This window comes from Streptomyces sp. NPDC002602 (genome assembly GCF_042889445.1).
In the GTDB taxonomy this organism is placed as follows: domain Bacteria; phylum Actinomycetota; class Actinomycetes; order Streptomycetales; family Streptomycetaceae; genus Streptomyces.
The window spans coordinates 818985-838813 of record NZ_JBIAQX010000002.1; the positions used below are offsets into that span (position 1 = coordinate 818985).

Sequence of the window (19829 nt, forward strand, 5' to 3'; positions counted from 1 at the left end):
CCGGATACGGATGGAGTTGCACGCCGGCGATCAGCCGGTTCAAGCGAGCCGGGGGACATGGGTGGCGCCCCGTCGGCGGTCGTGAAGATTTATCACGGCCTTACGGGTGCCGGAGCGGCGGAAATGTGATGTGGGGCATAAATAAATCGGGACACACGTCCCTTAAAGCGATCAGATCACCGCATCGCGGTGATCTGATCGTTATCCGGATTTGAGCGTCCGCTGAGCGAACGACTCCGCGCTTCAGAGGGTCTCGATGAGCGTCTCCTGGAGGCCGCCCAGCCAGAGGTAGGCCATCACCATCGGCTTGCGCGGATCGTCGTCCGGCAGGCGGAACAGCACGGCGCTCTCGTCGTCCTCGGTGATGTCCAGGCGGGCCGCGATGGTCAGCCGCAGGTCGTTGAGGGCGCCCAGCCAGCGCAGCCGCAGATCCCCGGTCAGCTCCAGCACCGCCGCGCCGTCGCCGGCCGGGGTGAGCCGGTCCAGGCTGCGCACGACGGCCAGCGCGTCCTCCCGCTTGCGGGTGCGCAGGTCCTTCTCGGTGAAGCGGCGGAACTCCGCGGACCGCGCGGTCAGCTCGGCGGGATCCACCGCGCCCTCCACCGCGCCCGGGCCTCCGTACGCGTCGGGGAAGAGCCGGGCCAGCGCCGGGTCGGACGGCGGCTCGGTGGGGCCGTCGGAGGCGAAGAGCACGGCCAGCGGGTCGGCGTCGGCGGCCGGCTCGGGTTCGCCGGGGCCGATCAGCTCCAGCAGTTGCACGGCCAGGGAGCGCAGGATGGAGATCTCGATCTCCTCCAGCGCGACGGCGGCGCCCTCGGCGCCCTCGCCGTCCTTCACGGGTTCGAACGCGCCGCTCATCAGTTGCGGTCCTGGGTGAGCGTCGCCCACAGGCCGTAGCCGTGCATGGCCTGCACGTCGCGTTCCATCTCCTCGCGGGTGCCGCTGGAGACGACGGCCCGTCCCTTGCGGTGGACGTCGAGCATCAGCTTGGTCGCCTTGTCCTTGGGATAGCCGAAGTACGCCTGGAACACGTACGTCACGTAGCTCATGAGGTTGACCGGGTCGTTGTGCACCAGGGTCACCCAGGGGACGTCGGGTTCCGGGACCGCGAAGGTCTCTTCAGCCGATTCGGTGCGTTCGATCTCTACAGGAGCAACACTCACTTGTCCCATGCTGCCACTGCGACCGGCCGGTCGCACAAACGGGCCCCCACATCTCGTCACTTTGACGAGATGTGCGCTAGCATCCGTGTCATGAACCCTGCGGACCTGGGCCTGCCGGTGGACGTGCCGTCGACAGCGCTCTTCACGGACCATTACGAGCTCACGATGTTGCAGGCCGCCCTGGCCAACGGCGCCGCCGACCGGCGTTCGGTCTTCGAGGTCTTCACCCGACGGCTGCCCGAGGGGCGCCGCTACGGAGTCGTCGCGGGCACCGGACGGGTACTGGACGCGGTGGAGAACTTCCGCTTCGACGCCGCCGTGCTGGAGTTCCTGCGCGAGCGGGCCGTCGTCGACATGCGCACGCTGGACTGGCTGGCCTCGTACCGCTTCTCCGGCGACATCTGGGGCTACCCGGAGGGCGAGGTCTACTTCCCCGGCTCGCCGGTGCTGCGGGTGGAGGGCAGCTTCGCCGAGTGCGTGCTGCTGGAGACGGTGATCCTCTCGATCCTCAACCACGACTCGGCGATCGCCGCCGCCGCCTCCCGGATGTCCTCGGCGGCCGGGAACCGGCCGCTCATCGAGATGGGCGCACGGCGCACGCACGAACTCGCGGCGGTGGCGGCCTCGCGCGCCGCCTACGTCGGCGGCTTCACCTCGACCTCGGACCTGGCGGCCGGCTTCCGCTACGGCATTCCCACCGTCGGCACGAGCGCCCACGCCTTCACCCTCGTACACGACAACGAGCGGGACGCCTTCACCGCGCAGGTGGACTCGCTGGGCGGCGGGACCACGCTGCTGGTCGACACCTATGACGTCGCGGAGGCGGTGCGGACGGCCGTGGAGGTCGCCGGCACCGGGCTCGGCGCGGTGCGCATCGACTCCGGCGACCTGCTGCTGGTCGCCCACCGGGTGCGCCAGCAGCTCGACGAGCTGGGGGCGACCTCGACGAAGATCGTGGTCACCTCGGACCTGGACGAGTACGCGATCGCCTCGCTGGCGGCCGCTCCGGTGGACGCCTACGGCGTCGGCACGCAACTGGTGACCGGCAGCGGACACCCGACGTGCTCGATGGTCTACAAGCTGGTGGCGCGGGCCACGTCCGCGGACCCGAAGGCGCCGCTGACGCCCGTGGCGAAGAAGTCCTCGGGCGGCAAGACGTCGGTCGGGGGCCGCAAGTGGGCGGCCCGTCGCACGGACGCCGACGGCGTGGCCGAGGCCGAGGTCCTGGGCACCGGCCCGGTGCCGGCGGCGCTGGCCGACCGGCAACTGCTGGTCCAGTTGGTCAAGGGCGGCGAGGTGGTGGCTCGCGAGCCGCTGGAGGCCGTGCGGGACCGGCACCGGGCGGTGCTGGGCCGGCTGCCGCTGTCCGCGACGCAGTTGTCGCGCGGCGAGGCCGTGATCCCGACCGAGTACGTGTAGCCGGCCCGACGGGAGCGGTGGGGCCGGCCCCCGCGGGGCGCCCCCCGCCCCGCCCCTCGCGCCCCGGCCGCGTTCACGGCCCAGGTTCGGGAAGGCGTGGGGCGGGGGAAGAGCCACGCGCACCGGCACATCACATCGACCTAAGGACACGCGACATGCACCGCGCACTGATCGTCGTCGACGTACAGAACGACTTCTGCGAGGGCGGCAGCCTCGCGGTCACCGGCGGGGCCGATGTCGCCGCCGCGATCACCGAGCTCATCGGCCAGGCCACGCCCGGCTACCGGCACGTCGTCGCCACCCGCGACCACCACGTCGATCCCGGGTCGCACTTCGCCCGCCCGCCGGCCGAGCCGGACTACGAGACCTCCTGGCCCGTGCACTGCGTCGCGGGCACCGAGGGCGTCGGGTTCCACCCGAACTTCGCCCCGGCCGTGGCGTCCGGCGCCGTCGCCGCCGTCTTCGACAAGGGGGCGTACGAGGCCGCGTACAGCGGGTTCGAGGGTCTGGACGAGAACGGCGCGGGCCTCGCCGACTGGCTGCGGGAGCGGCACGTCACCGAGGTCGACGTCGTCGGCATCGCCACCGACCACTGCGTCCGCGCCACCGCCCTCGACGCGGCCCGGGCCGGCTTCGCCACCAGCGTGCTGCTGGACCTGACGGCCGCCGTGTCCCCGCACACCACCGCGCGGGCCCTGGACGAGCTGCACGCGGCCGGTGTGACCCTGGTGGGCGGCCGGGCGGCCCGGACCGGCCAGGACCCGCGCGAGACGGCCTGAGGCCCGTCCGCGCGGCCCTGCCCCGGTGCCCCGGGACGCCTCGCGGCCCGGCCTACCCGCCCAGGAGGGCGCGTATCGGGTGCCAGAGTTCCTGCGCCCGGTCGGGGGCGCAACGCCACAGCAGGCCGTCGGGGTGGTGCAGGACGGCGGTCACCTCGTCCGGGGTCGGGGCCTGGTCGTTGCCCCGCAGGTAGACGGCCCGCATACCGAGGTTCCGCAGCCTGGTCAGGGCGCGGGCCCGGTTCGCGGCGTGCACCAGCACGCGGACGTTTCCGCCCTCACCGGACGGCCTCGGCAGCGTGAGCGCGACCACCACGCTGCCGCCTGGCAATCTGACGAAACCTCCACCGGGCATGATCTTCAGCTCCCCCGTCAATAAGAAACTCGGCCCCCGCATCTAAACGCGATCGGCCGCCGCCCGCTAGGGGGCGACGGCCGATCATGCTTTGACCTGCGGCTTTACCGAATTACTTGACGGCGGGGCCGACCTCGATCGTCATCTGGAGACCGTCGTAGGTCTCCTTCGCAATCTTGATCTTGGTGTTGGTGTCAGTGACCTTCACCGAACCGGTCGGGTTCTCGTCGTAGTAGTACTTGCCCTTGTGGTCGTCGAAGACCATGTTGGCGGCCTTCGGCTTGACGAAGAGCTCCTGGTCCGCCTTGTGCAGCGTGAACGCGTCCGTCGAGTAGGCGCTGAACGTCGCGTCGTACGGCTGGATCTTGTTCCGCAGCAGCGTGCCGTCGGTCCACTTCATGGGCTTGGCGTTGGCGTCGATCGGAAGGATCAGACCCTGGCCCGGGTGCTGGCTGGTGTTGTTGTCCTTCTGCGAGGTGTCCCACTGCCAGATGAGCAGGCCGTCCTGGTACGGGTAGTGCTCGACCCACTTGGGACGGGCGGCCGAACCGAAGTTGTACGGACCGACCTTCAGCGTGGCGTCCGAGGACACGTAGCGACGGTTCTCCGCCAGGTAGTACTGCGCGTACTCCTTGGTGAAGTCGGCGCCGACCCGCGAGAAGCCCTTGCCGGTCCAGCCGTTGTCGCCGTTCTCGGCGCCGTCGGTGAACAGCGTGGCGCCGTCCGCGGTGATGTTGACGGCGTCGGCCGTGAAGCCCTTGCCGCCCGCGCCGCCGTCCGTCTGGTAGCGGAAGCGGACGTCGACCTTCTTGCCCGCGTAGGCGTCCAGCGGGAAGTTCAGGTTCTGCCAGGCGCCCGAGGCACCGGTCAGCGAGGGGTTGCCGCCGGCGTCGACCGGGATGGCCGTGCCGTTGGCGGTGCCGGCGAGGGCGGTCCAGTTGGCGCCGCCGTCCGTGGACACCTCGGTGTACAGGAAGTCGTACTCCGCCTCGATGTCCCACCAGCCCTTGAGGGAGAGGGCCGCGGAGGTCTTGCCGGTCAGGTCGACCGAGCGGGTCAGGGTGTTCTTGAGGTCGTCACCCATGTTGCTCCACCACTGCGAGGAACCCTCGGCGGGAGCGACGATCTCGGTCTTGACCTTCTTCTTCGGCAGCTCGACGACCAGCGCCTGCTTGTCCTTGGTGTTGTACGCGGAGACGCCCAGCTTGTGGGTGGACTTCGTCGCGGCCTTCGCCTCGGCGTAGTTCAGCCAGCCCAGCTGGAGCTTGTCCCAGGCCGTCATGTCGCCCGGTAGGTCGCCTATGGACTCCTTGCCCGAGCCGAGCCAGGAGCCGGCCGACATCAGGGACCAGAAGCCGACGCCGTTCTCGCCGCCACCGGAGGTGTCGTAGAGGTCCGGCAGGCCCAGGTCGTGGCCGTACTCGTGCGCGAAGACGCCGAGGCCGCCGTTCTCGGGCTGCATCGTGTAGTCGCCGACCCAGATGCCGGTGTCGCCGATCTGGGTACCGCCGGCCTTGTTGTTCGCCGGACCGGTCTTGCCGGCGTCCGTGCCGTAGGCGTACCAGCGGTGCGCCCACAGGGCGTTGGTGCCCTGCACGCCGCCGCCGGCCGACTCATCCTCGCCCGCGTGGACGATCTGGAAGTGGTCGATGTAGCCGTCGGGCTCGTTGAAGTTGCCGTCGCCGTCGAAGTCGTTGCGGTCCCACTGGTCGTACTGCGCCAGCTGGGCCTTGATCTGCGCGTCGGTCTTGCCGGCCTTCTTCTGCGCCTCGGCCCAGGCGGTCACGCCGTCCTTGACGGTGTCCCAGACGTTGGCGCAGTTGGTCTGACCGCAGTAGTTCGAGCCGTAACGGGCCTCGTTGTACGGGATCTTGACCCAGTCGGCGACCTGACCGTCGACCGAGTAACGGCCCGAGGAGGTCTTCTCGTAGTAGGTCTTCAGCGAGTTCTTGCCGGCACCGGTACCGAAGTACAGGTCCTGGAAGTGCTTCTGGCTGTAGTCCTTCTGCCAGGCCGTGCTGTTGTCCAGCTTGCGGTCGGGCTGGGCGATCTGGTTGTGCAGCGGACCGGGGGTCCCGCCGTACTTGGGCGCGGGCGGCTTGGGGCCGCCCGGGCCGTCCGGGTCGAACATGGTCGTGCTGTCGACCTGGTCGCCGAACTCGACGAGGATCGTGAAGATCTTGTCGGTCTTCTCGCGGCCGAGCTCGACGTACTTCTTGTCGTCCAGCTTGACGACCTTGGAGGCGCCGCGCTGCTCGACGCTCTTCTTGCCGGACAGCACCTGGTCAAGGGCAGCCTCGCGCGCCTGCGCCTGCTGCTTGCTGAACGGTCCTTCGAGGTCGTGCTTGACCTGCTCCTTGGCGGGAGCGGACGGGTCCTGACGGTCGACCGCGGGGGCGTCCCGACGGTCGACGGCCTGGGCGGCGGTGAAGAAGGCGCCGGTGGCCGCGGTGGCCCCCATCGTCACGGCGATGGCGACGGTACGCAGGGCGAACCTTCTGGCGGAGTTGCTGGTCACTTGATGTCGTTCCCCTCCCGCGGCCGCAACGTAGGTCGGAACGTCTCCATAGGAGCGGGGGGTTCCGCGCGGCGCGCGTCTCAAGTGACGATATTTGACCGGAGAGTCTAAAGAAAAGACAGACCTTGATTGTTTCTTGTAACTGCACTATGCGGTCCGGGAGTTCCGCTATTCGGACGTTCCCCTGCCATAGGGGGGCGAAGGGCACGCTTCACACCCTTGGACCGTCCTCGAGGATGAACGCGGAATGATCCCGTGCGCCCCCCGTGCACCGGTACGGGACCCCGTCCGCGTGAGGCGACGCTTACCGACAGTTCCCCTCGGGCATCCCCCCTCGTAGAGTCTCTTGACGCGCGACCGAGTTGAGCCGACTCCCCCTCCCCCCTTGAGGACGGAAATCGCCATGCCGCGTCCGACTGCCGCACAGCTCGCCTACGGGTCCGCCACCGTCGTCGTGTCGACGATCGCCATGCTGCTGCTCTCGCAGACGAGCACGGGCATCGGCGTCGCGGTCATCTCCGCGGCCGCCCTCGGCCTCGGTCTGCTCGTGGCCCTCACCGTGCCGATCCCCCGCCGCCGCGGCCGGCACGCCGCCGGCCGGCCCGGGGACGCCGCCGCGGTCACCGCGGACGAGACTGCGGCCGCCCGGGTGCCTGAACCCCGGGCGGCCGCTGCCGAACACCCCGTCCACCACTGAGGACGACCCACCTCGGCCCGGCACGGCCGCGCGGGCGGTCGTTCCCCGGAGGGACGACCGCCCGCGCGGCGGTGTGCGTGGACGGGACCTCGCGGTCCCGGGCGTCTCAGCCCGAGCGGACCACCACGGTCTTGGCCACCTTGTCGTGCAGGGCCTGCTTGTACGGCTTGTCGACGAGCATCGAGATGATCAGAGCGATCGGCCAGAGGCAGAAGCAGCAGACCAGCGTCGGGATCCAGAGCACCGCGGCGCGGGCCAGGGACGCGTTCGAGGCGGGCACGGAGCCGTCGTTGAGCATCGCGACGCGCAGGCCCAGCGCCTTCTTGCCGATGGTCTGGCCGTTCTTCTTGGTGAACCACCAGTCGTAGCCGACGTACGCGATGATCGAGATGAGCGTCCAGATCAGACCGCTGCCGCCGTAGGACTTGGTGATGGCCTCGGTGACGTCCTCGCCCTTGTCCGTGTCGACCATGTAGCGGCGGTTCCCGAAAGGCAGTTGGATCAGGAACAGCGGGACCGTGACGATGAGCAGGTCGATGACGCGGGCGCCGAGCCGCTTGCCGAAGTCGGCGAGCGGGGGCATCCCGGCGAGCGGGTCCGGCATGCCGTACGGGTCGCCGCCTCCGGGACCGCCGCCGTACGGGGGCGGCGGCGGGGGCGGGTAGCCACCACCGCCGGGGCCGCCTCCGTACGGGGGCTGCGGGGGCGGGCCCCCGCCGGCGCCGGGGCCGCCCGGGCCGGAGGGTGGCGGGTACCCGCCACCGGCGGGCGGCGGCGATCCGTACGGTGACCCGCTCGACGGAGGCGTCGGTTCCTGCGGCTTCTTGAGGAACGGGTCGTCCTCGGGCGGCGGGCCAGGCGGCGGCTGGTCGGTGCTCATGGCCCGAGTCGAACCCGGGCGCGGCGGCTCCGCAACGGGACGGCGTCCGTTCGGGGTACCGGCCGGGCGCGGGCGCCCGGCGGGGCGCCGTGCCAGGCGTCGCGGGCCGGGCGGGACTTCGCGGACGGCCCTCAGCGGGCCACGTACGTCTTCGCCGCCTTGTCGTGCCAGGCCTGCCGGCGGGGGCGGTCGCCCAGGCAGCGCAGGCCGCCGGGGAGTCCGAGGAGCGCGCACACCACCCAGCGGCGCAGGGCCGCGCCGACGGTGGGCGGGCGGAGGGTGGCGACGGCCAGGACCCGGACCCCGCACAGCTTCTTGCCCGGGGTGCGGCCCCAGCGGGCGGTGGGCAGGGCCTCGTAGAAGACCCCGAAGAGCAGGACGGCGGCCAGGACGAGGGCCAGGTACCCGCCCACGGTGCCGTCGAGCAGCCAGACGGTGGTGGCTCGGCCGGTCTCCCGCGCCGCCTGCACCTTGGCCTCGACGTGAGCGGTGACGGCGGGCACGAACGGCACGGCGGCGCCCGCCGCGACACCGGCGTACACCAGCGAGTCCAGGGCGCGGGCCAGCAGCCGGCGCCCCAACCCGGCGGGGCGCACGGCTCGTTGCGCCATCCGCTCGAAGACCGCCCGGTCCGTGCCGCGGGGCGCGGCCGGGGCCTCGGTGACCACCGGGGCGGGGGCGGGTGCCGGCGCCGGGGCGGGTACCGGGGCCGGGGCGGGCGCCGGGGTCACGGCGGCTGCCGGGCGCGCCGCGTCCCGGGCGGCCGGGGGTGCGATCCGCGTGACCTCGCCGCCGCCTCTGACGGGGGCTTCGGGGGCCGAGGGGGGCCTCGGGGTCGCCGGGGACCGCCGGGCCGCCGCGATGCCCGCCTCGGGCGGACGGGGGGCCGCGGCCTCGGTGGCCTCGGGCCAGGACGAGGTGAGCCCCGAACCGGGGCCCCCGCCCCCGGGCGCGGCGGGCCAGGCGGTCTCGGGGGTGGCCGGCCGGACGGCGGCCGGAGCGGGTGCCGACGGCGGCTCGGGTGCGGGAGCGGGTACGGGCGGCGGCTCGGGTGCGGGTACGGGAGCGGGCGCGGGGGCCGGCGCGACCCGGGCCGCCGCCGGTGACCGGGCCGACAGGATGCCCGCTCCCTCCGCCGACGCCTGGGCGGGCAACCGCTCGGCGGCGGCTACGGCCGACGGCCGGGCCGACGCCGTCCCGGGCCCGTGCTCGGGCGGGCCCTCCTCGCGGTTGCCCCAGGACACCCGGACGTCGCGCGGGCCTCCGAAGCCGGCCTGGTGCGCGGGATCGGCCTGCCACCCGGCCGCATCGGCCGCGTCGACCACCGGTTGCGACGCCGGTGCGGGCACCGGCTCGGGGCGGGGCCGGGGGCGGGGCGGTTCGGGCAGCGCCTCGGTCACGGAGGTCTGGTCCAGGAACACGGGGCCCGTCTCGTCCGCGGGGGCGGGACGGGCGGGGGCGGGACGGCTCGTACCGGGCACCCAGGCGGAGCCGTTCCAGTACCGGACGAACCCGGGGATGGACGGATCCGGGTAGTAGCCCTCTCGGGCCGCGTGCTCGCCGTCACCAGGGGAGGCCGTCAATGTCCCCAACTCCGATCGTGGCTTGAGGCTTGTGCAGGGCAGGACCATAGCCAAGAACCCCGGCCCGACAGGTCCGGTAACGGGAGAATCCAAGCCTTCGAGCGAACGTCACTCCACCCGAACGTTTTCGGTCAGCCGACAGGTTTCGGCCAATCTGCGGCACGATCTCGGAAGTCGCGTCATATCCGGGCCCCCGACACCTCTCTGCGGGTGTGGGGTCCCTCCCGGCCCCCGCACGCCGAAGGCGTCGAACCGCACCGAAGTGAGGCCGCCATGCACCACCCCGTCATCGAGCGCGAGTTGGAACTGAGGCTGGTCCTGTCCCCGGAGCGCAGCGTCCCCGTCCCCGCCAGGCTTCTCTACCTGACGGACGACCCGTTCGCCGTGCACGTCGTCTTCCACACCGGTTCGCACACCCCGGTCAACTGGACCTTCGCGCGGGAGCTGCTCGTCGAGGGGGTGTTCCGCCCGTGCGGGCACGGAGACGTCCGGATCTGGCCCACGAAGATCGACAACAAGGCCGTGTTGTGCATGGCGCTGAGTTCCCCCGACGGGGACGCGCTGCTGGAGGCCCCGGCGGGCGCGGTCTCCGCCTGGCTGGAGCGGACCCTGCGCGAGGTGCCGCCCGGCTGCGAGGCGGAGCGGCTCGGCCTGGACGCGGCACTGGCCGAGCTGCTCACCCCCACGCCCGCCGACGACCTGTGGCTGCGCGACCCGTGGCCCTCGGACGAGTCCGCGGACGGGGACCTGTGACGCCCGGGCCGCCCCCTTCGGGCCGTCCGCCGCCCGGACCGATCGCCGGACGGGTCAGAAGAGCTTGCCGGGGTTGAGGAGGCCCAGCGGGTCGAAGGCCTGTTTGATCCCGCGCTGGACCTCCAGGCCCACCGGCCCGAGCTCCCGGGCGAGCCACTCCTTCTTCAGGACACCGACCCCGTGCTCGCCGGTGATCGTCCCGCCCAGTTCCAGACCGAGTGCCATGATCGCGTCGAAGGAAGCGCGGGCCCGCCGTGCCTCGTCCTCGTCGGCGGGGTCGAAGCAGACCACCGGGTGGGTGTTGCCGTCGCCCGCGTGCGCGCAGACCCCGATCAGCAGGTCGTGCGACCTGGCGATCTCGGCCGTGCCGTCCAGCATCTCGGCGAGCCGGGAGCGGGGCACGCACACGTCGTCGATCATCGTGGCGGGGCGCAGGGTCTCCAGGGCGGTCAGCGACATGCGGCGGGCCTGGAGGAGCAGTTCCGACTCCGCCTCGTCCTCGGCGGGCACGACGGCCGTGGCCCCGGCGGCGGTGCACAGCTCCCCCACCGCGGCGAGGTCCTCGACGGCGTGCGGGGTGTCGAAGGCGGCCAGCAGCAGTGCCTCGGTGGTCTCGGGCAGGCCCATCCTCCCGAGGGCGTTGACGGCGCGGACGGTCGTGCGGTCCATGAGTTCCAGCAGCGAGGGCGTCAGCCCGGCCTCCATGACGGCGCAGACGGCCGCGCACGCCGCGGCGGCCGAGGGGAACTCGGCGGCGAGCGCGAGCTGCCGGGGCGGCGCGGGGCGCAGCGCGAGGACGGCTTGGACCACGACGCCGAGGCTGCCCTCGGAGCCGACGAAGAGCCGGGTGAGGTCGTAGCCGGCGACGCCCTTGGCGGTACGCCGGCCCGTGCGCAGGAGTCGCCCGTCGGCCAGCACCACGTCGAGGCCGAGCACGTACTCGGCGGTGACCCCGTACTTCACGCAGCACAGGCCGCCGGAGGCGGTGCCGATGTTGCCCCCGATGGTGCACTGTTCCCAGCTGGAGGGGTCGGGCGGGTAGTACAGGCCGTGCTCGGCGACGGCGCGGGACAGGACGGCGTTGACCACGCCCGGCTCGACCACGGCGATCCGGTCGACGGTGGAGATCTCCAGGATCCGGTCCATCTTGACCAGGGACAGCACGATGCAGCCGTCGGAGGCGTTGGCGGCCCCGGACAGGCCCGTGCGGGCACCCTGGGGAACCACGGGGACCCGTAGTTCGGTGGCGGTGCGCAGGACGTGCCGCACCTGTTCCACGGTCCGGGGCAGGACGACGGCGGCCGGGGTGCCGGCGGCGCAGAAGCTCGCCATGTCCGTGCTGTAGGAGGCGGTCACCTCGGGGTCGGTGAGGAGCGCTTCCGGGGGAAGGCCTTCGAGGAGGCGGGTACGGAGTCGGGTGGAGAGGTCTTCGTCCATGGGGTCAGCGTGGCACCCGGGGCCATCGGTGTGAACACGGCCGCGACCCTCTTCGGACACCTCCGTGAACTCTTCATATTGACGCACAGTGAGCACATGGACCGTATCGACGAGGAAGCGCGGCAGCCCGCGCCGCCCGTGACCTTCACCGGCCGCAAGACGCTCGTGGCGGCCGCGGTCGCCGTGGTCCTGATCGCCGGGGCCCTGCTGATCCGACCGGCCCGGACCGGTGACGACGCCCGCCCCCCGGGGCCCAGCGAGCGGGCCGCCTCCGCGGTCGGCCTGGGCACCCCGGCGGCGGCGGTGGACCTGACGGCGCTGGTCGCGGACCGGGAGAAGCAGGTCACCAAGCACCCGGACGACGTGGCCTCCTGGGCCGTCCTGGGGTCCGCGTACCTGGAGCAGGGTCGGCGCACGGCCGACACGGCCTGGTACCCGAGGTCGGAGAAGGCCCTCAAGCGGTCGCTGGAGCTGCGGCCCGCCGAGCAGGGCAACTTCGACGCCATGACGGGCATGGGCGCGCTCGCCAACGCGCGCCGGGACTTCGGGACCGGCAAGAAGTGGGGCGAGCTGGTGCGGGCCCAGGCGCCGCGGCGGTGGACGGCGTACCCGGTGCTCGTGGACGCGTACACGGGTCTGGGCGACTACAAGGCCGCGCAGAAGGCGCTGGAGCGGTTGGAGGAGCTCCACTCGGGGCTGGCCTCGAACCTTCGGGCCTCGCAGGTGTACCGGGACCGGGGCTGGCGCGAGGACGCGGTGGTGGCGTTGGAGCACGCGGGGGGTGCGGCGAAGACCCCGGCGGAGAAGGCGTACGTGCTGTTCGGGCTCGGGGAGCTGTTGTGGGAGCGGGGCGACGCGGCGGAGGCGATGGGCCAGTACGAGGCGGCGCTGCGGACGGACCCGGCGCGGGCGGAGGCGCTCGGCGGTCGGGCGCGGGCGCTGGCGGCGCTGGGTCGGGGCGGCGAGGCGGTGCGGGACTACCGGTTGGCGCTGGGTCGCACGCCGGTGCCGCAGTTGGCGTTGGAGCTGGGCGAGCTGTTGGAGTCGCTGGGGCGGGCCGACGAGGCGCGGGTGTTGTACGACGCGCTGGGCACGATGACGAAGCGGGGCGGGACGCACGGGGTGAACGAGTCGGTGGTGCTGGGCCTGTACGAGGCCGACCACGGCGACCCGTCGGCGGCGGTGCGGCGGCTGTCGCAGGAGTGGTCGTCGAACAAGAGCATGCAGGTGGCCGACGCGCTGGGGTGGGCCCTGCACAAGGCGGGCGATGACACCGCGGCCCTGGAGTACGCGAAGAAGGCGACGGAACCGGGTCTGCGGAGCGCGGAGTTCGCCTACCACCGGGCCGTGATCGAGCGGGGTCTGGGCGACGAGGCGGCCGCGCGGCGGCACCTCCAGGAGGCGATGCGGACCAATCCGCGGTTCTCGCCGGTGCGCTCGCCGCTGGCGAAGGAGGCGTTGGAGGGGGTGGGCCAGCCGCCGCAGGGCGGGCCGGAGAACCTCCAGCCGCGCACCCCGTGGGTGGAGCCGGAACTCCCGAAGCCGAACAAGCCGAAGCCCGCGCCGGCGCCCGCGAAGCCGAAGTCGCAGCCGGCGAAGCCGAAGCCCGAAGCGAAGCCGGAGGCGAAGCCCGCCCCGAAGACCTCGCAGGCGAAGGCCGAGCAGGCGCGGCCGGAGCGGACACCGGAAGCCGCCCGACCCGACTCCCCCGACGCGGAGCCGGAGCGGGAACCGGGGCCGGCGCAGGACTGACGAACGCCGGCGGGGCCCGACGGCCCCGCCGGCGCATCGGTCGAACCCGGAGGACCGCCGGCCCGCCCTCGCGGGTCGGGGGTCCGCGTTCCCCGGGTCGGGGGTCCGCGTTCCCCGGATCGGCGGTTCGCGTTCCCCGGATCGGCGGTTCTAGAGGTTGCCGCGCTTCTCCTGCTCGCGCTCGATCGCCTCGAAGAGGGCCTTGAAGTTGCCCTTGCCGAAGCCCATGGAGCCGTGCCGCTCGATGATCTCGAAGAAGACGGTCGGCTTGTCCTGGACCGGCTTGGTGAAGATCTGGAGCAGGTAGCCGTCCTCGTCGCGGTCGACCAGGATCTTCAGCTCGCGCAGGGTCTCGACGGGCACCCGGGTCTCGCCGGCCCAGTCGCCGAGGGTGTCGTAGTACGAGTCCGGGGTGTCGAGGAACGCGACGCCCGCGGCGCGCATGGTGCGGACGGTCGCCACGATGTCGTTCGAGGCGAGCGCGATGTGCTGGACGCCCGCGCCGCCGTAGAACTCCAGGTACTCGTCGATCTGCGACTTCTTCTTCGCGATCGCGGGCTCGTTGATCGGGAACTTCACCTTGAGGGTGCCGTCCGCGACCACCTTCGACATCAGCGCCGAGTACTCGGTCGCGATGTCGTCGCCCACGAACTCCTTCATGTTCGTGAAGCCCATGACCTTGTTGTAGAACGCCACCCACTCGTTCATGCGGCCCAGCTCGACGTTGCCCACGCAGTGGTCGACGGCCTGGAAGGTGCGCTTGGCCGGCGGGGCGACGAGCGGCTGGGCGGCCACGTAGCCCGGCAGGTAGGGGCCGCTGTAGTCCTTGCGCTCCACCAGCGTGTGGCGGGTCTGGCCGTAGGTGGCGATCGCGGCGAGGACGACGGTGCCGTGCTCGTCCTTGACCTCGTACGGCTCGTCCAGGCCGCGGGCACCGTGCTCGACGGCGTAGGCGTACGCGGCGCGCGCGTCCGGGACCTCGATCGCGAGGTCGATCACGCCGTCGCCGTGGTCGGCGACGTGCTCGGCGAGGAAGCGGCCGTGGTCGGTGCTCGCCTTGATGACCGAGGTGAGCACGAAGCGCGCGCCGCCGTTGGTGAGCACGTAGGAGGCCGTTTCGCGGGTGCCGTTCTCCGGACCGGAGTACGCCACGAGCTTCATGCCGAACGCGGTGGAGTAGTAGTGCGCGGCCTGCTTGGCGTTGCCCACGGCGAAGACGATCGCGTCCATGCCCTTCACCGGGAAGGGGTCGGCCTCACGCGCGGTGGCCGGGGTGGTTTCGGTTTCGAGGTTCGCCAGAGACTCAGTCATGAGCGCAGAGTCCCGCCGATCCACAAGCTGCGCAATAGTTTCGATTTTCTCTGTACAGATTGCCCGATCCAGCCGGAGGATGGCTGAGAGATCTGTGCAGTATGACCACCCGCCGGCCGACCTGGAGGCAACCATGGGGATCGACGAACTCGACGGGCGTCTCATCGTCCTGCTCGCCCGCGAACCCCGGATCGGGGTCCTGGAGGCCTCGCGCCGGCTGGGGGTCGCGCGCGGCACGGCGCAGGCGCGGCTCGACCGGCTTCAGTCGAATGGAGTGATCCGCGGGTTCGGTCCGCAGGTCGATCCGACGGCCCTCGGATACCCGGTCACCGCGTTCGCCACGCTGGAGATCAAACAGGGCCAAGGGGCCGACGTACGGGCCCACTTGACCGGGGTGCCCGAGGTGCTGGAGCTGCACACCACCACCGGTCACGGAGACATGCTGTGCCGGCTGGTGGCCCGCTCCAACGCGGACCTTCAACGGGTGATCGACCGGGTCGTCGCGTTCGATGGGATCGTGCGGGCCTCCACGGCGATCGTCATGGAGAACCCCGTGCCCTTGCGGATCATCCCGCTGGTCGAGCAGGCGGCCGACGACGACTGATCCCCGGACAGACGGGCGAGGTGAGGCGACGTGAGCTTCTGGAGCTACCTGTCCAGCCGGCGGCAGCAACTGCTCGTCGACGCCTTCCAGCAGGTCAGCCTCGTCTTCCAGTGCATGGTGATCGCGACGGTCCTGGGCATCGCCATCGGCGTGCTCACCTACCGCAGCGGCTGGGGCGGCAGTCTCGCCATCACCTCCACCGCCACGATCCTGACGGTCCCCTCGCTGGCCATGATCGGTCTGCTGATCCCGATCGTGGGCCTCGGCGTGGCACCCGCGGTGATCTCCCTGACCCTGTACGGGCTGCTGCCCATCGTCCGGAACTCGATCGTGGGCCTGCGCGGGGTCGACCCGACGCTGGTCGACGCGGCCAGGGGCATCGGGATGTCCCGGTCCGCCCGGCTGCTGAGGGTGGAGCTGCCGCTGGCCTGGCCGCCGATCCTGACCGGGATCCGGGTGTCCACGCAGATGCTGATGGGCATCGCCGCGATCGCCGCGTACGCCTCCGGTCCCGGTCTCGGCAACGAGATCTTCCGCGGGATCGCCTCGCTCGGCAGCGCCAACGCCCTCAACCAGGTCCTGGCCGGGACGATCGGCATCGTCATCCTGGCCCTCCTCTTCGACGCCGCGTACGTCCTGCTCGGCCGTCTCACCATCCCGAGGGGAATCCGTGTCTGAGCCGACGTCCGAGCCGACCCCGAGCCCGAGCCCGAAGGCAGCGACCTCCGGCGCGACCATCCGGCTGGAGAACCTCACCAAGCGCTATCCCGGCAACCCCAACCCGGCCGTGGACGACGTGTCGATGGACATCAAGGCGGGCGAGACGGTCGTCTTCGTCGGCCCCTCCGGCTGCGGGAAGTCCACCACCCTCAAGATGATCAACCGGTTGATCGAGCCCTCCTCCGGCCGGATCCGGATCGGCGACGAGGACGTCACCGACATGGACCCGGTCAAGCTGCGCCGCAAGATCGGGTACGCGATCCAGTCCTCCGGCCTCTTCCCGCACATGACGGTCGCGGAGAACATCGCCCTGGTGCCGAAGATGACCGGCTGGTCCACGGCGAAGGTCAAGGACCGGGTCGAGGAGATGCTCGACCTGGTGGGCCTGGACCCCCGCGAGTTCCACGGCCGCTACCCCCGCCAGCTCTCCGGCGGCCAGCAACAGCGCGTGGGCGTCGCCCGGGCGCTGGCCGCGGACCCGCCGGTGCTGCTCATGGACGAGCCCTTCGGCGCCGTCGACCCGATCACCCGGGACCACCTCCAGGACGAGCTGATCCGACTCCAGCACGAGCTGCACAAGACGATCGTGTTCGTCACCCACGACTTCGACGAGGCCATCAAGCTCGGGGACCGGATCGCGGTCCTGCGCGAGCGGTCGCACATCGCCCAGTTCGACACCCCGGAAGCCATCCTCACCAACCCGACCGACGACTTCGTGTCCGGTTTCGTCGGCGCGGGCGCGGCCCTCAAACGGCTCAACCTCACCCGCGTGCGGGACGTGGGGATCGCCGACTTCCCCACGGTGTCGGTCGACGACCCGCTCCAGTTGATCTTCAGTACGCTGCGCGGCGGCCGGCACAACGAGCTGCTGATGCTCGACCGGGGCGGCCGCCCGTACAAGTGGCTGCGACGCGGCGACCTGATGCGCGCCAAGGGATCGCTGGCCCGGGCCGGGCAGTTGGTGCACGACACCGTGACCCGGGACGCGACCCTGCACGACGCCCTGGAGGCGGTCCTCACCGACAGCGGCGGGCGGGTCGCGGTCACCGGGCGGCGCGGCGAGTACATCGGCGTCGTGGACATGGAGACCCTCATGAACTCGGTGCACGAGATGCTGGAGGCCGACCGGCTCGCCGCCGCCGAGCACGCGCACGACCTGGAGGACCTGCGCCACCACCGGACGGAGCAGGAGCTGGAGGGCGGTGCGGGCACCTCATGACCACCGCCTCCCCGCAGCGGCCACCGGGCGAACGGCCCCCCGGCGAGCACGAGGTCAAGGGCCTCCCGTTCCGCGACGAACTCGCCGACGACCTCGACCGGCCCCCCACGCCGGCTCCGCCCGGTCCGCTCCGCCGGATCGGCTGGCGCAGACTGGTGCTGCCGCCCGTCGTCCTGGGCCTGGTGGTGCTGGCCCTGTACCTGTGGATCACCAACATCCCGCTCGACGTCATCGAGCGGAACTCGCTCGGCGGCGGCAACGTCCGGCTCCGGCTGTGGCAGCACATCCAGCTCACGGCCATCTCCACCTTCTGGGTGCTGATCATCGCGATCCCCCTCGGCATCGCCCTCACCCGCGGCGGACTGCGCCGCGCCTCGCCGTTCGTGACCGGCCTCGCCAACATCGGCCAGGCCACCCCGGCCATCGGTCTGCTGGCGCTGCTGGTGATCTGGCTGGGCATCGGGCCGTCGACCGCGATCATCGGGATGGTCGCGTACGCCGTCCTGCCGGTGCTGTCGAACACCGTGGCCGGGCTCCGGGCCATCGACCCCCTGCTGGTGGAGGCCGCGCACGGGATCGGCATGTCGTCGACGGGCACCCTGCGCAAGGTGGAGTTGCCGCTGGCCGTCCCGCTGATCCTGGCCGGCGTGCGGACCGCCCTCGTACTCAACGTCGGCACCGCGACGCTGGCCACCTTCGGCGGCGGCGGGGGCCTGGGCGACCTGATCACCTCCGGGATCCAGACGCAGCGCATGCCGGTGCTGATCGTGGGCTCGGTGCTGACGGTGGTCCTGGCCCTGTTCGTGGACTGGCTGGCCTCCCTCGCGGAGACGGTCCTGACGCCGCACGGCCTGGAGGCGTAGATGCGTACTCACCGCGTACGGACGGCGGCGCTCGCGGGAGCGGCCCTGCTGGCGCTGGCCGGCTGCGGGCTCAAGAGCGGCTCCCCGATGGTGGACGACGTACAGCCCGGCTCGGTCGGTCGGGGCGAGCCCCTGGCGGGCGCCTCCCTCACGGTGACCTCGAAGAACTTCAGCGAGAACATCATCCTCGGCCAGATCCTCGGCCTCGTCTTCAAGGCGGCCGGTGCGGAGGTGCTGGACCGCACCAACCTGCCCGGCTCGATCAGCGCGCGCGAGGCCGTCCGCAAGGGCGACGCGGACGCCATGTACGAGTACACGGGCACGGCCTGGATCACGTACCTGGGCAACACCGAGCCCATCGACGACCCACGCGGCCAGTGGGACGCGGTGCGCAGGGCGGACCTGCGCAACGGGGTGGTGTGGCTGCCGCCGGCCACGCTCAACAACACGTACACCCTGGCCATCAGCAAGAAGAACAACGCGAAGTACAAGTTGCGGACGATGTCGGACGTGGCGGCGCTGGCCCGCAAGGACCCGTCGGCGGTGACGCTGTGCGTGGAGAACGAGTTCGCCTCGCGCGAGGACGGACTGCCCGGCATGGAGAAGGCGTACGGGATGAAAATCCCCACCGGCAACATTCAGAAGATGGACGCCGGGATCATCTACACCCAGGTCTCCAAGTCCGATTCCTGCCTGCTGGGCGAGGCGTTCACCACCGACGGCCGGATCAAGGCCATGGACCTGGACATCATGGAGGACGACAAGCGCTTCTTCCCCAACTACAACGCGGCGCCTGCGATCAACGCCAAGACGTTCGCCGAGCACCCGGTGATCGCGAACCTGCTGGCGCCGGTGACGCAGCGACTGACGACCGAGGTGGCGCGGGAGCTGAACGCCAAGGTGGACGTGGAGGGCCAGGACCCGCACGCGGTGGCGAAGGACTGGCTGCTGAAGGAGGGGTTCATCAAGGAGGGCTGAGCCGCCGGCAACGGAACGGCTCCGAGGGCGAGTTCCGACGAGAGGGTTCCAAAGAGAAGGTTGCAAAGAAACCCTTGCATAGGAATCTTTGCAACTCTATCGTGGAGCCATGCCCGAGAAGAACGCCCAAGACCCGCGGCCCGCCCAGCCGGTCGAGCCCACCCAGCCGGTCGAGCCTTCCCAACCCGTCGAGCCCGTCGAGCCGCAAGTCCGCATGCTCGACGCGCACTCGCTGCGCGGCCTCGCCCACCCGCTACGCATCCGCCTGTTGGGCGCCCTGCGCCTGCACGGCCCGGCCACGGCCTCCCGACTCGCCGAACGCCTGGGCGAGTCCAGCGGGGCCACCAGCTACCACCTGCGCCAACTCGCCGCGTACGGGTTCGTCGAGGACGCGCCCGAGCACGGCAAGGGCCGCGAGCGGTGGTGGCGGGCCTCCCACGACGGCACGGGCTTCGACGAGTCGCTGATCCACGCCGCCGACCCGGAGACGCGGGTCGCCGCGGACGTCTTCCTGTCCGAGATCACGAAGATCCACGCGCAGGAACTCGCCGGCTGGATGCGCGAGGCGCCGAGCTGGCCCCGGGACTGGCGCGCGGGCTCGGACATCAGCGACTTCACGCTGCGACTGACGGCCGAACAGTCCCTCGAACTCATCCGCAAACTGCACGACCTGATCAACACCTACCGCGATCTGCCGCCGGCGGAGGGCACGGAGACGGTCCGTTTCCACACGCACGCCTTCCCCCGCCACACCGAGTAGCCGCCACACCGAGCAGCAGCCACACCGAGCAGCCGCCG

At 71.5% G+C, this 19829-nt stretch carries 19 protein-coding genes; 11 read left to right on the forward strand and 8 right to left on the reverse strand.

Annotated elements, in window-relative coordinates; genetic code table 11:
* Positions 1-243 precede the first annotated feature (243 nt).
* The gene (locus ACFYW3_RS09065) at positions 244-858 is read right to left on the reverse strand and encodes a DUF2017 domain-containing protein (protein ID WP_351758954.1); all 615 of its coding nucleotides are present in this window, start codon (positions 856-858) and stop codon (positions 244-246) included.
* The gene (gene clpS / locus ACFYW3_RS09070; protein WP_267802824.1) at positions 858-1172 is read right to left on the reverse strand and encodes an ATP-dependent Clp protease adapter ClpS; all 315 of its coding nucleotides are present in this window, start codon (positions 1170-1172) and stop codon (positions 858-860) included. The genes ACFYW3_RS09065 and clpS overlap by 1 nt, the downstream gene beginning before the upstream one ends.
* Before the next feature lie 81 nt (positions 1173-1253).
* On the opposite strand from clpS, the gene ACFYW3_RS09075 reads away from it, so the two are divergent.
* Both ACFYW3_RS09075 and ACFYW3_RS09080 read left to right on the forward strand, forming a co-directional pair.
* On the forward strand, positions 1254-2582 hold the full coding sequence (locus ACFYW3_RS09075) for a nicotinate phosphoribosyltransferase (RefSeq protein WP_351758951.1): 1329 nt from the start codon (positions 1254-1256) through the stop codon (positions 2580-2582).
* Between the two features lie 155 nt (positions 2583-2737).
* Positions 2738-3361 (forward strand): nicotinamidase, encoded by a 624-nt coding sequence (locus ACFYW3_RS09080; protein WP_351758948.1) that lies wholly within the window; start codon positions 2738-2740, stop codon positions 3359-3361.
* Positions 3362-3413: 52 nt separating this feature from the next.
* Here the strand turns inward: ACFYW3_RS09080 and ACFYW3_RS09085 are convergent, their stop codons facing one another.
* Together ACFYW3_RS09085 and ACFYW3_RS09090 are read right to left on the reverse strand one after the other, a co-directional pair.
* Positions 3414-3716 (reverse strand): hypothetical protein, encoded by a 303-nt coding sequence (locus ACFYW3_RS09085; protein ID WP_053683118.1) that lies wholly within the window; start codon positions 3714-3716, stop codon positions 3414-3416.
* Between the two features lie 112 nt (positions 3717-3828).
* The gene (locus ACFYW3_RS09090) at positions 3829-6177 is read right to left on the reverse strand and encodes an immune inhibitor A domain-containing protein (protein ID WP_351759062.1); all 2349 of its coding nucleotides are present in this window, start codon (positions 6175-6177) and stop codon (positions 3829-3831) included.
* Between the two features lie 460 nt (positions 6178-6637).
* Here ACFYW3_RS09090 and ACFYW3_RS09095 point away from each other — a divergent pair, with 460 nt between their 5' ends.
* A complete protein-coding gene (locus tag ACFYW3_RS09095; protein ID WP_351758945.1) occupies positions 6638-6931 on the forward strand; it encodes a hypothetical protein in 294 nt (97 codons plus the stop codon).
* 106 nt (positions 6932-7037) lie between these two features.
* Here the strand turns inward: ACFYW3_RS09095 and ACFYW3_RS09100 are convergent, their stop codons facing one another.
* Positions 7038-7811, reverse strand: a complete 774-nt coding sequence (locus tag ACFYW3_RS09100; protein ID WP_351763818.1) for an RDD family protein — start codon at positions 7809-7811, stop codon at positions 7038-7040.
* A gap of 131 nt (positions 7812-7942) precedes the next feature.
* A complete protein-coding gene (locus ACFYW3_RS09105; protein WP_389385929.1) occupies positions 7943-9394 on the reverse strand; it encodes an RDD family protein in 1452 nt (483 codons plus the stop codon).
* Between the two features lie 273 nt (positions 9395-9667).
* Here ACFYW3_RS09105 and ACFYW3_RS09110 point away from each other — a divergent pair, with 273 nt between their 5' ends.
* On the forward strand, positions 9668-10147 hold the full coding sequence (locus ACFYW3_RS09110; RefSeq protein WP_351763719.1) for an SsgA family sporulation/cell division regulator: 480 nt from the start codon (positions 9668-9670) through the stop codon (positions 10145-10147).
* A gap of 54 nt (positions 10148-10201) precedes the next feature.
* On the opposite strand, the gene ACFYW3_RS09115 is transcribed toward ACFYW3_RS09110, so the two are convergent.
* A complete protein-coding gene (locus ACFYW3_RS09115; protein ID WP_389385930.1) occupies positions 10202-11584 on the reverse strand; it encodes an FAD-binding oxidoreductase in 1383 nt (460 codons plus the stop codon).
* A gap of 96 nt (positions 11585-11680) precedes the next feature.
* Between ACFYW3_RS09115 and ACFYW3_RS09120 the strand changes: the two genes are divergently transcribed.
* Positions 11681-13336 carry a tetratricopeptide repeat protein gene (locus tag ACFYW3_RS09120; RefSeq protein WP_389385931.1) on the forward strand — a complete coding sequence of 552 codons (1656 nt, stop codon included), beginning with the start codon at positions 11681-11683 and terminating at the stop codon, positions 13334-13336.
* Positions 13337-13486: 150 nt separating this feature from the next.
* Here ACFYW3_RS09120 and hppD read toward each other — a convergent pair whose 3' ends face one another.
* Positions 13487-14647 carry a 4-hydroxyphenylpyruvate dioxygenase gene (hppD, locus tag ACFYW3_RS09125; protein WP_053684538.1) on the reverse strand — a complete coding sequence of 387 codons (1161 nt, stop codon included), beginning with the start codon at positions 14645-14647 and terminating at the stop codon, positions 13487-13489.
* Positions 14648-14780: 133 nt separating this feature from the next.
* Between hppD and ACFYW3_RS09130 the strand changes: the two genes are divergently transcribed.
* The 6 genes from ACFYW3_RS09130 (at position 14781) to ACFYW3_RS09155 (ending at position 19791) form a co-directional block, all read left to right on the forward strand.
* Positions 14781-15251, forward strand: a complete 471-nt coding sequence (locus ACFYW3_RS09130) for an Lrp/AsnC family transcriptional regulator (RefSeq protein ID WP_267803306.1) — start codon at positions 14781-14783, stop codon at positions 15249-15251.
* A gap of 30 nt (positions 15252-15281) precedes the next feature.
* The gene (locus tag ACFYW3_RS09135) at positions 15282-15929 is read left to right on the forward strand and encodes an ABC transporter permease (protein ID WP_351753979.1); all 648 of its coding nucleotides are present in this window, start codon (positions 15282-15284) and stop codon (positions 15927-15929) included.
* Positions 15922-17190, forward strand: coding sequence for a betaine/proline/choline family ABC transporter ATP-binding protein (locus ACFYW3_RS09140; protein WP_351753982.1), 1269 nt, complete (start codon positions 15922-15924; stop codon positions 17188-17190). Before ACFYW3_RS09135 ends, ACFYW3_RS09140 begins: the two co-directional genes overlap by 8 nt.
* Positions 17187-18053 (forward strand): ABC transporter permease, encoded by an 867-nt coding sequence (locus tag ACFYW3_RS09145; protein ID WP_389385932.1) that lies wholly within the window; start codon positions 17187-17189, stop codon positions 18051-18053. Before ACFYW3_RS09140 ends, ACFYW3_RS09145 begins: the two co-directional genes overlap by 4 nt.
* On the forward strand, positions 18054-19031 hold the full coding sequence (locus ACFYW3_RS09150; RefSeq protein ID WP_351753988.1) for a glycine betaine ABC transporter substrate-binding protein: 978 nt from the start codon (positions 18054-18056) through the stop codon (positions 19029-19031).
* Between the two features lie 109 nt (positions 19032-19140).
* Positions 19141-19791 carry an ArsR/SmtB family transcription factor gene (locus tag ACFYW3_RS09155; RefSeq protein WP_389385933.1) on the forward strand — a complete coding sequence of 217 codons (651 nt, stop codon included), beginning with the start codon at positions 19141-19143 and terminating at the stop codon, positions 19789-19791.
* The last annotated feature ends 38 nt before the right edge of the window (positions 19792-19829 follow it).

Excerpts from the sequence above, each read along its gene's own strand:
- ACFYW3_RS09065 (WP_351758954.1), bottom strand. The coding sequence starts at position 858 with ATGAGCGGCGCGTTCGAACCCGTGAAGGACGGCGAGGGCGCCGAGGGC.
- clpS (WP_267802824.1), bottom strand. The coding sequence starts at position 1,172 with ATGGGACAAGTGAGTGTTGCTCCTGTAGAGATCGAACGCACCGAATCG.
- ACFYW3_RS09075 (WP_351758951.1), top strand. The coding sequence starts at position 1,254 with ATGAACCCTGCGGACCTGGGCCTGCCGGTGGACGTGCCGTCGACAGCG.
- ACFYW3_RS09080 (WP_351758948.1), top strand. The coding sequence starts at position 2,738 with ATGCACCGCGCACTGATCGTCGTCGACGTACAGAACGACTTCTGCGAG.
- ACFYW3_RS09085 (WP_053683118.1), bottom strand. The coding sequence starts at position 3,716 with ATGCCCGGTGGAGGTTTCGTCAGATTGCCAGGCGGCAGCGTGGTGGTC.
- ACFYW3_RS09090 (WP_351759062.1), bottom strand. The coding sequence starts at position 6,177 with ATGGGGGCCACCGCGGCCACCGGCGCCTTCTTCACCGCCGCCCAGGCC.
- ACFYW3_RS09095 (WP_351758945.1), top strand. The coding sequence starts at position 6,638 with ATGCCGCGTCCGACTGCCGCACAGCTCGCCTACGGGTCCGCCACCGTC.
- ACFYW3_RS09100 (WP_351763818.1), bottom strand. The coding sequence starts at position 7,811 with ATGAGCACCGACCAGCCGCCGCCTGGCCCGCCGCCCGAGGACGACCCG.
- ACFYW3_RS09110 (WP_351763719.1), top strand. The coding sequence starts at position 9,668 with ATGCACCACCCCGTCATCGAGCGCGAGTTGGAACTGAGGCTGGTCCTG.
- ACFYW3_RS09115 (WP_389385930.1), bottom strand. The coding sequence starts at position 11,584 with ATGGACGAAGACCTCTCCACCCGACTCCGTACCCGCCTCCTCGAAGGC.
- ACFYW3_RS09120 (WP_389385931.1), top strand. The coding sequence starts at position 11,681 with ATGGACCGTATCGACGAGGAAGCGCGGCAGCCCGCGCCGCCCGTGACC.
- hppD (WP_053684538.1), bottom strand. The coding sequence starts at position 14,647 with ATGACTGAGTCTCTGGCGAACCTCGAAACCGAAACCACCCCGGCCACC.
- ACFYW3_RS09130 (WP_267803306.1), top strand. The coding sequence starts at position 14,781 with ATGGGGATCGACGAACTCGACGGGCGTCTCATCGTCCTGCTCGCCCGC.
- ACFYW3_RS09145 (WP_389385932.1), top strand. The coding sequence starts at position 17,187 with ATGACCACCGCCTCCCCGCAGCGGCCACCGGGCGAACGGCCCCCCGGC.
- ACFYW3_RS09150 (WP_351753988.1), top strand. The coding sequence starts at position 18,054 with ATGCGTACTCACCGCGTACGGACGGCGGCGCTCGCGGGAGCGGCCCTG.
- ACFYW3_RS09155 (WP_389385933.1), top strand. The coding sequence starts at position 19,141 with ATGCCCGAGAAGAACGCCCAAGACCCGCGGCCCGCCCAGCCGGTCGAG.